General features: G+C 72.1%; 6 protein-coding genes, 1 rRNA gene and 1 pseudogene. 6 read left to right on the plus strand and 2 right to left on the minus strand.

What is annotated here, in order from left to right:
• Nucleotides 1-5 precede the first annotated feature (5 nt).
• The 6 genes from rrf to ADY01_RS30695 all read left to right on the plus strand — a co-directional run bounded on the left by rrf (nt 6) and on the right by ADY01_RS30695 (nt 4,521).
• A 5S ribosomal RNA gene (rrf, locus tag ADY01_RS30675) occupies nt 6-122 on the plus strand.
• Between the two features lie 76 nt (nt 123-198).
• Nucleotides 199-1,368 carry an acetoin utilization protein AcuC gene (locus ADY01_RS30680; RefSeq protein WP_199826349.1) on the plus strand — a complete coding sequence of 390 codons (1,170 nt, stop codon included), beginning with the start codon at nt 199-201 and terminating at the stop codon, nt 1,366-1,368.
• Nucleotides 1,369-1,978: 610 nt separating this feature from the next.
• On the plus strand, nt 1,979-2,188 hold the full coding sequence (locus tag ADY01_RS30685; RefSeq protein WP_019431885.1) for a helix-turn-helix domain-containing protein: 210 nt from the start codon (nt 1,979-1,981) through the stop codon (nt 2,186-2,188).
• A 125-nt stretch (nt 2,189-2,313) separates the two neighbouring features.
• The gene (locus tag ADY01_RS37605) at nt 2,314-2,412 is read left to right on the plus strand and encodes a 30S ribosomal protein bS22 (protein ID WP_003948845.1); all 99 of its coding nucleotides are present in this window, start codon (nt 2,314-2,316) and stop codon (nt 2,410-2,412) included.
• Nucleotides 2,413-2,483: 71 nt separating this feature from the next.
• The gene (locus ADY01_RS30690; protein WP_049579981.1) at nt 2,484-3,521 is read left to right on the plus strand and encodes an NAD-dependent epimerase/dehydratase family protein; all 1,038 of its coding nucleotides are present in this window, start codon (nt 2,484-2,486) and stop codon (nt 3,519-3,521) included.
• Nucleotides 3,514-4,521, plus strand: coding sequence for a lysophospholipid acyltransferase family protein (locus ADY01_RS30695; RefSeq protein ID WP_049579983.1), 1,008 nt, complete (start codon nt 3,514-3,516; stop codon nt 4,519-4,521). The genes ADY01_RS30690 and ADY01_RS30695 overlap by 8 nt, the downstream gene beginning before the upstream one ends.
• Nucleotides 4,522-4,561: 40 nt before the next feature.
• Here ADY01_RS30695 and ADY01_RS30700 read toward each other — a convergent pair whose 3' ends face one another.
• Together ADY01_RS30700 and ADY01_RS30705 are read right to left on the minus strand one after the other, a co-directional pair.
• The gene (locus tag ADY01_RS30700) at nt 4,562-5,833 is read right to left on the minus strand and encodes a DUF5667 domain-containing protein (protein WP_049579984.1); all 1,272 of its coding nucleotides are present in this window, start codon (nt 5,831-5,833) and stop codon (nt 4,562-4,564) included.
• A 239-nt stretch (nt 5,834-6,072) separates the two neighbouring features.
• Nucleotides 6,073-6,735: pseudogene (locus ADY01_RS30705) on the minus strand (ECF subfamily RNA polymerase sigma factor, BldN family); the annotation flags it as partial.
• Between the last annotated feature and the right edge of the window lie 97 nt (nt 6,736-6,832).

Raw genomic sequence — 6,832 nt, forward strand, 5'->3', positions numbered from 1 at the left:
TTTGTTCCGGTGGTCATGGCGGGAGGGAAACGCCCGGTTACATTCCGAACCCGGAAGCTAAGCCTCCCTGCGCCGATGGTACTGCATGGGGGACCGTGTGGGAGAGTAGGACACCGCCGGACAATTATTCATAAGTGGGCCTTGCCGATGGGGAATTCACCCGGCAAGGCCCACTTGCGTTCCGCTACCGTGTCACCCATGAGTGGTGAGACACGGCTGATGTGGGACGAAGGCGTCGCCGGATACAACTTCGGTCCCTCGCACCCGATGGACCCGATCCGGCTGACCCTGACGATGCGTCTGGTCGAGGCGTTCGGCCTGGACGAGCGCGTCGATGTCGTCGCCGCCAGGCCCGCCGGCGACTCGACCCTCGGCCTCGTCCACCGGACCCCCTACCTCGACGCCGTGCGGCACGCCTCCGCCCACCCCTGGGAGGCCGACCAGCGGCTCGGCCTCGGCACCCCCGACACCCCGGCGTTCCACGGCATGCACGAGGTCTCCGCGCTCATCGCCGGACAGTCCGTCGCCGGCGCCGACGACATCTGGCTCGACGAGGTCCGGCACGCCGTGAACTTCGCCGGCGGCCTCCACCACGCCATGCCCGGCGCCGCCTCCGGGTTCTGCGTCTACAACGACGCCGCCCTCGCCATCGCCCGGCTGCTCGAACTCGGCGCCGAGCGCGTCGCGTACATCGACACCGACGTCCACCACGGGGACGGCGTCCAGGACACGTTCTGGGACGACCCCCGCGTCCTCACCATCTCCCTGCACGAACACCCGCGCACCCTCTTCCCCGGCACCGGGCTGCCCGAGGAGACCGGCGGCGAGGAAGCCCCCGGCGGAGCCGTCAACATCCCGCTGCCCGCCGGGACATCCGACGCCGGATGGCTCCGCGCCCTGCACTCCGTCGTGCCCGAGCTGCTCGCCGCGTTCCGGCCCCAGGCCATCGTCAGCCAGCACGGCGCCGACGCCCACATCGAGGACCCCCTGGCCCACCTCGCCCTCAGCCTCGATGCCCAGCGGCTCGCCGCCGAGGCATGCCACTCCTGGGCGCACGAGCACGCCGACGGCCGGTGGCTGGCCCTCGGCGGCGGCGGATACGCCGTCATCGACGTCGTCCCCCGCCTCTGGACCCACCTCGTGGGCATCGCCGCCCACGCACCCGTCGAACCCACCGCCCCCGTGCCCGAGGCATGGCGGGCGGCCGTCTACGCGCTCACCCGGCAGCACGGCCCGCGCCGGATGACCGACGGCGGGGAGCCCGGCTGGCGCGACTGGGCGAACGGCTACGATCCCGCCGACGCCGTCGACCAGGCGATCCTCGCCACCCGGCACGCCGTCTACCCCCTGCACGGGCTGCTGCCCTGAGCTGTCACCTCCTCAACGGAGCGGGCGCTACGCCACGTTGACGAACCCGCTCACCCCGGACGGCCCTGCCCTTCTCACATCAGCACGGTGGGGATCTATCGACAAAACTACCCGATTCCTCCTACGCCAGGACGCGGCGCGAACTCGCGTCCGGATCCCGCGACCGCCTGACGCCGTCCCGCGCACACCGTTCGCCCCGGCGTTTCACGCCCCCTCATCTCCGGGCGGTGGCACGGGAGTCGGGCGTCGTGCGACCTCCGTCACACGCCGGGCGCCCGCCTCGCTGCCGCGCAGGTCAGTGGGGTGGCGTACCCCTGGCGCGCACGCCTCCGGCCGATTCGCCGGTGCGGTCGGGGGACGGCGCGGCGCCGGGCCGGCCGGGGCCGCGGTCCCCGGCGCCGCGCGCCCGCGGAGCTACGGGGCACTCACGCGCTATGTGCTCAATCGCGCTTCTCTGTCACGGTAAGACCGGGCTCGTTGTAAAAGGCCGGTTGAGGCACCTCTTCCCCACTCGCATCACCCGCCCCTACTCTGGGGAGGAGCGCGCATGCGAGAGGGAGTCACCGGAGGGGAAGCCGGTGTCCGACATGTGCGGAAGGTCAGGTGTGACATGGCTGCTGGTGAAAGGCTTCTGAGCGAGGCCAAGTTCCTGACCGTGGCGGAGGTCGCCGCGGTGATGCGAGTCTCCAAGATGACCGTGTACCGACTGGTGCACGCAGGTCATCTGCCCGCGATCCGGGTGGGAAGGTCCTTCCGGGTTCCCGAGCAGGCCGTCCATGAGTACCTCCGAGAGTCATTCGTCGGAGTGGAGAGCGCGTAACACCAAGCGGGCCCGTTGCCCCCTCGATTAACCCGTATCACTCGGTGAACGGTAGGCTGAGTCGCATGTAGGTCGTGTGGGCTCGGACGCCCCGCACCGGGTAAGCGAAGTGAGCGAGGGTAGTCGTGGGCTCTGTCATCAAAAAGCGGCGCAAGCGGATGGCGAAGAAGAAGCACCGCAAGTTGCTGAAGCGCACCCGCGTCCAGCGCCGCAACAAGAAGTGAGCGAGCGCCGCTGAACGGCCCTCCCGTCCGCACCTCGACGGGAGGGCCTCCGCACGGCAGGGGAGAGGCGCGTGGGCAAGACCGTGCTGGTGACCGGTGCCGCCCGACAGCTCAGCGGGCGCTTCGTGCGTCACATCCAGCGGGATCCGGAGGTCGACCGGGTCGTCGGCGTGGACAGCAGGCCCCCCGTGCATCCGCTGGGCGACGCGGACTTCGTCCGAGCGGACATCAGGCAGCCCTCGATCGCGACGGTGCTGGCCGAGCACGCCGTGGACACGGTGGTGCACCTGGACGTGCACGGGACCCCCGCCCCCGACGGCGGCGGTCGCGCCGCGGTCAAGGAGGTCAACGTCCTCGGCACGCTCCAACTCCTCGGCGCCTGCCAGAAGGTCCCGGGGCTGCGCCGCGTGGTGGTCAAGTCCAGCACGCAGATCTACGGAACGGCCGCCCGCGACCCCGCGGTCTTCAGCGAGACCACCCTGCCCAGGGCCCCGGTCGCCGGCGGCTTCCCGCAGGATGTCGCGGAGATCGAGGGCTATGTGCGCGGCTTCGCCCGGCGCTGCCCCCAGGTGGCGGTAACGGTTCTGCGCTTCGCGCATGTGCTGGGCCCGGCCGCGGATTCGCGGCTGGCCGCCTACTTCCGGCTGCCCGTGCTGCCCACCGTTCTCGGATACGACCCGCGCCTCCAGTTCGTGCACGAGGACGACGTTCTGGAGGTGCTCGGCCGGGCCGTCGCCGAGCCGGGGGGCCGGGGAGCGCTCGGCCAGGGCACGTTCAACGTGGCGGGTGACGGCGTTCTCCTGCTGTCGCAGGCCGCCCGGCGCATCGGGCGGCCGACCGTTCCGGTGCTGCGGCCCCTGGCGCCCTGGCTGGGCTCCACGCTGGGCGCGTTCGGGATCGGCGGGGTGTCGGCCGAGCAGCTGCGGTCCCTGATGCACGGCCGGGTGGTGCGCACGACGCGGCTGCGCGAGGCGATGGGCGGCCCCCTGGCCTATACGACGGCCGAGACGTTCGCGGCCTTCGCCGCCACGCACGGCCCCGGGACGCTGCCGCCGGTGGCGGTCGGCGGCCTGGTCGACCGGATCGAGGAGGTACTGCGCCGTGGCTGACGCCAAGGTGATCCCGTTCGACGAGGAGGAACGACGCGGGCGGGCGCGTGCCGAGGCACCGCGTGAGCCCGTGGACCAGCCGCCGGAGGAGCGGCCGGAGGAGCGGCCGGGGGAACGGCAGGCGGAGCGGGACGCGCAGGAGGCGGGACCGCGGGACGGCGGCGGCCTGGACGAGGCGCTGGCCCGGGGGTTCGCGTTCCTGCGGCGCCGGCTCACCGGTGCCTACGAGGTCGACGACTTCGGCTACGACCGGGACCTGACCGACGAGGTGCTGCTGACGGTGCTGCGGCCCTTCTTCGAGAAGTACTTCAGGGTCGAGGTGCGGGGAATGGAGAACGTTCCCGAGGAGGGTGGCGCGCTGATCGTCGCCAACCACTCGGGGACGCTGCCGTGGGACGGGCTGATGCTCCAGGTCGCCGTCCGGGACCGGCATCCGGCCGACCGTCATCTGCGGCTGCTCGCCGCGGACCTGGTCTTCCAGCTTCCGGTGATCAACGAGCTGGCGAGGAAGGCCGGGCACACCCTGGCCTGTGCGGAGGACGCTCAGGAGCTCCTGGAGCGGGGCGAGCTGGTGGGCGTGATGCCGGAAGGGTTCAAGGGGATAGGGAAGCCGTTCGCGGACCGGTACAAGCTCCAGCGGTTCGGCAGGGGCGGATTCGTCGCGACGGCGCTGCGGGCGCGGGTGCCCATCGTGCCGTGCTCCATCGTGGGCGCGGAGGAGATCCACCCGATGGTGGGCAACTCGCGGACGCTGGCGCGCCTGCTGAATCTGCCGTACTTCCCGCTCACCCCCACGTTCCCCTGGCTGGGGCCGCTCGGGGCGATCCCGCTGCCGACGAAGTGGACGATCCAGTTCGGCGAGCCGATCGAGACCCGGGACCGTCCGGCGGAGGCGGCCGAGGACCCCATGCTGATGTTCCAGCTGACCGACCAGGTGCGCGAGACGATCCAGCACACCCTGTACAAGCTGCTGGTGGCGCGGCGGTCGGTGTTCTTCTAGCCGATGGCGCGGGCCGCGGCGAGGAGAACACCGACCCGCGTCAGCGTTCCTCCCCCGCGTCCAGGCCGAGCTCGGGCAGGAGGTCGTCCACCAGGGGCGGGATGGTGACATCCGGGCCCGGCAGCAGCGGGTCCCCTTCCGAGGGGCCCGGCGAGGGGGCGCCCGGCCTCTCGCTCTCCCCTGCCTCGGGCTGGAGGAGCCCGCTGTCGAGCAGCCCGTCGCCCGCCTCGGCCGGCTCCTGCGGGCTCGCGCGGTCCGAGCCGGTCTCGTCGCGGTCGGCCGCGTCGCCCGGCGCGGACGCCGAGGCGGGCCCCTCGCCGTCGTGGTGCGTCGGCCGCGGGGTGGGGGCGCCGTCGGCCTCGTCGGCCGGCGCGGCGCTCTCCGGCCGCTCGGGCAGGAGCGACTGGAGCGGGCCGATCTCCTCGTCCATGGCGTCGAAGACGTCGGTGACCTCGACGCCGACGTCCCACAGGGGGGCCGGCAGCCGGTCGCGCAGCCGCGACCAGGTCTGCCGGTGGCTCTCGGAGAAGGCGGACAGGGACCTGATGGGGTCGATGGACCCGTCGGCCTCGTACGCCTGGCTGAGCAGCCGGTGCCCCTCGGCGGCGTCGTCCCGCATGCTGGAGAGCGCCCTGCGGATGGCGTCGAGCTCCTCGTGGTCGAGGTGGCCCGACCTCTCGCGCTCCAGCATGCGGCCCGCCTCGTTCAGCCGGGTGGAGGCGTGGTCCAGGTAGAGCCGGCCGCGGTCGATGTCGCCGCCGGCGAAGTCGAGGCGCAGGTCCTCCATGCCGCGCTTGAAGCCGTAGAGGGTGTCGCCCGGCAGCGCGTCGGTGCTGGCGGCGGACACGCCTCCGAACGCGCCGGCGGCGACCCCGACGGTCAGCCCGCCGGCCGCGAGCCCCTTGGTGAGGCGTGTGGTGGGTCTGAGACGGCCCAGGGCGCCGCCCGAGCCCGCCCGATGCGTCCCCCTGGCGCTTCGCGAGCGCCGCTGTCCCGGCACCCGGCCGCCGCGCGGGGCGCCTTCGGCCGGACTGCCGCCGTCGGCGAGGGCCGACTCCATCGCGGCGATCAGCTGGGCTCGCTGCGCCGTCTTGGTCCCGGCCGCGAGCTCGGGGCCCGGCAGGGCCGCCAGCCGCTCCACGACCGACAGCAGGACTCCCTGCTCCCCCCGGTCATCCGGGCCCTCGCGCCCGGCCGCCGGCGGGGCCGCCGCCGTCTCGTCCTCGTCGAGTCCCGGCCCGTCGAGCCGCGACTCATCGAGGAGATGGGCGAAGGCGTTGGCCCGGCGGTTGGCCGACATGGATCCGATCACGGGCGGCACCTCCTCTCGTCACAGGAACGACTCCCCACGTCGGATGGAAGTTGCCGGCCCCGGCCACGTGCACCCGAAGAGGTGAACCCGTGGCAGGACCCGGCGGTGGGGAGCCAGCGCAGTGCTTTCCAATTGGCGACAACGAGCGGACGGGCACTCGGGTTACGGCTGGCAGATTATGTGACTGATTGGCGGGAGGCACTCACATTCCGTGCATCCCGCCCTCTCGGTGTCGCGGTTCAGCGTGCGTCGTCGGGGAGCAGCCGGGCCAGGGTGCGGACCGCCCGGTATTGCAACGTCTTGATCGCGCCCTCGTTCTTCCCCATGACCCGGGCGGTCTCCGCGACGGAGAGGCCCTGGAGGAACCGGAGGGTGACGCACTCCTGCTGCTGCGGGTTGAGCTTGCGAACGGCGTCCAGGAGCGCCGAGTTGGCGAGGGATTCGAGGACGGACTCCTCGGGGCTGCGCTCCACCTCGTTCGCGTCGAGCATCTCGCCGGTGGTCACTTCGAGCCGGAAGCGGCTCGACTTGAAGTGGTCGGCCACCAGGTTCCTGGCGATGGTGACCAGCCAGGCCCCGAAGTCACGGCCCTGCCAGGTGAAGGTGCCGATGCGGCGCAGGGCGCGCAGGAACGTCTCGCTGGTGAGGTCCTCGGCCGTGGCCCGGCCTCCCACGCGGTAGTAGATATAGCGGTAGACGGTGTCGGAGTAGTGGTCGTAGAGGCGGCCGAACGCCTCGGCCTCGCCGCCCTGGGCGCGTTCGACGAGGTCCATCATGCGACGGCTGTCGCTCGGCACGGCGGAGCGGGAGGTGGAGGCGCCGGCGGCCCCGGGGCGGGCGCGTCTGCCCATGGTCACGGTGGCGGCGCCGTCGGCGACGGAGTAGGCGGGGCAGGCGGGGACAGGGGGGGGGCTGGCTCTTATAAACATCTCCGAGCCCCCAGAATAAGGCGAAATCGGATGCCGGCTTTTGCTTTAAAAAAAAAAAAAACAGCATATG

It is taken from the genome of Streptomyces sp. SBT349, from assembly GCF_001083795.1.
Lineage (GTDB): Bacteria > Actinomycetota > Actinomycetes > Streptomycetales > Streptomycetaceae > Streptomyces.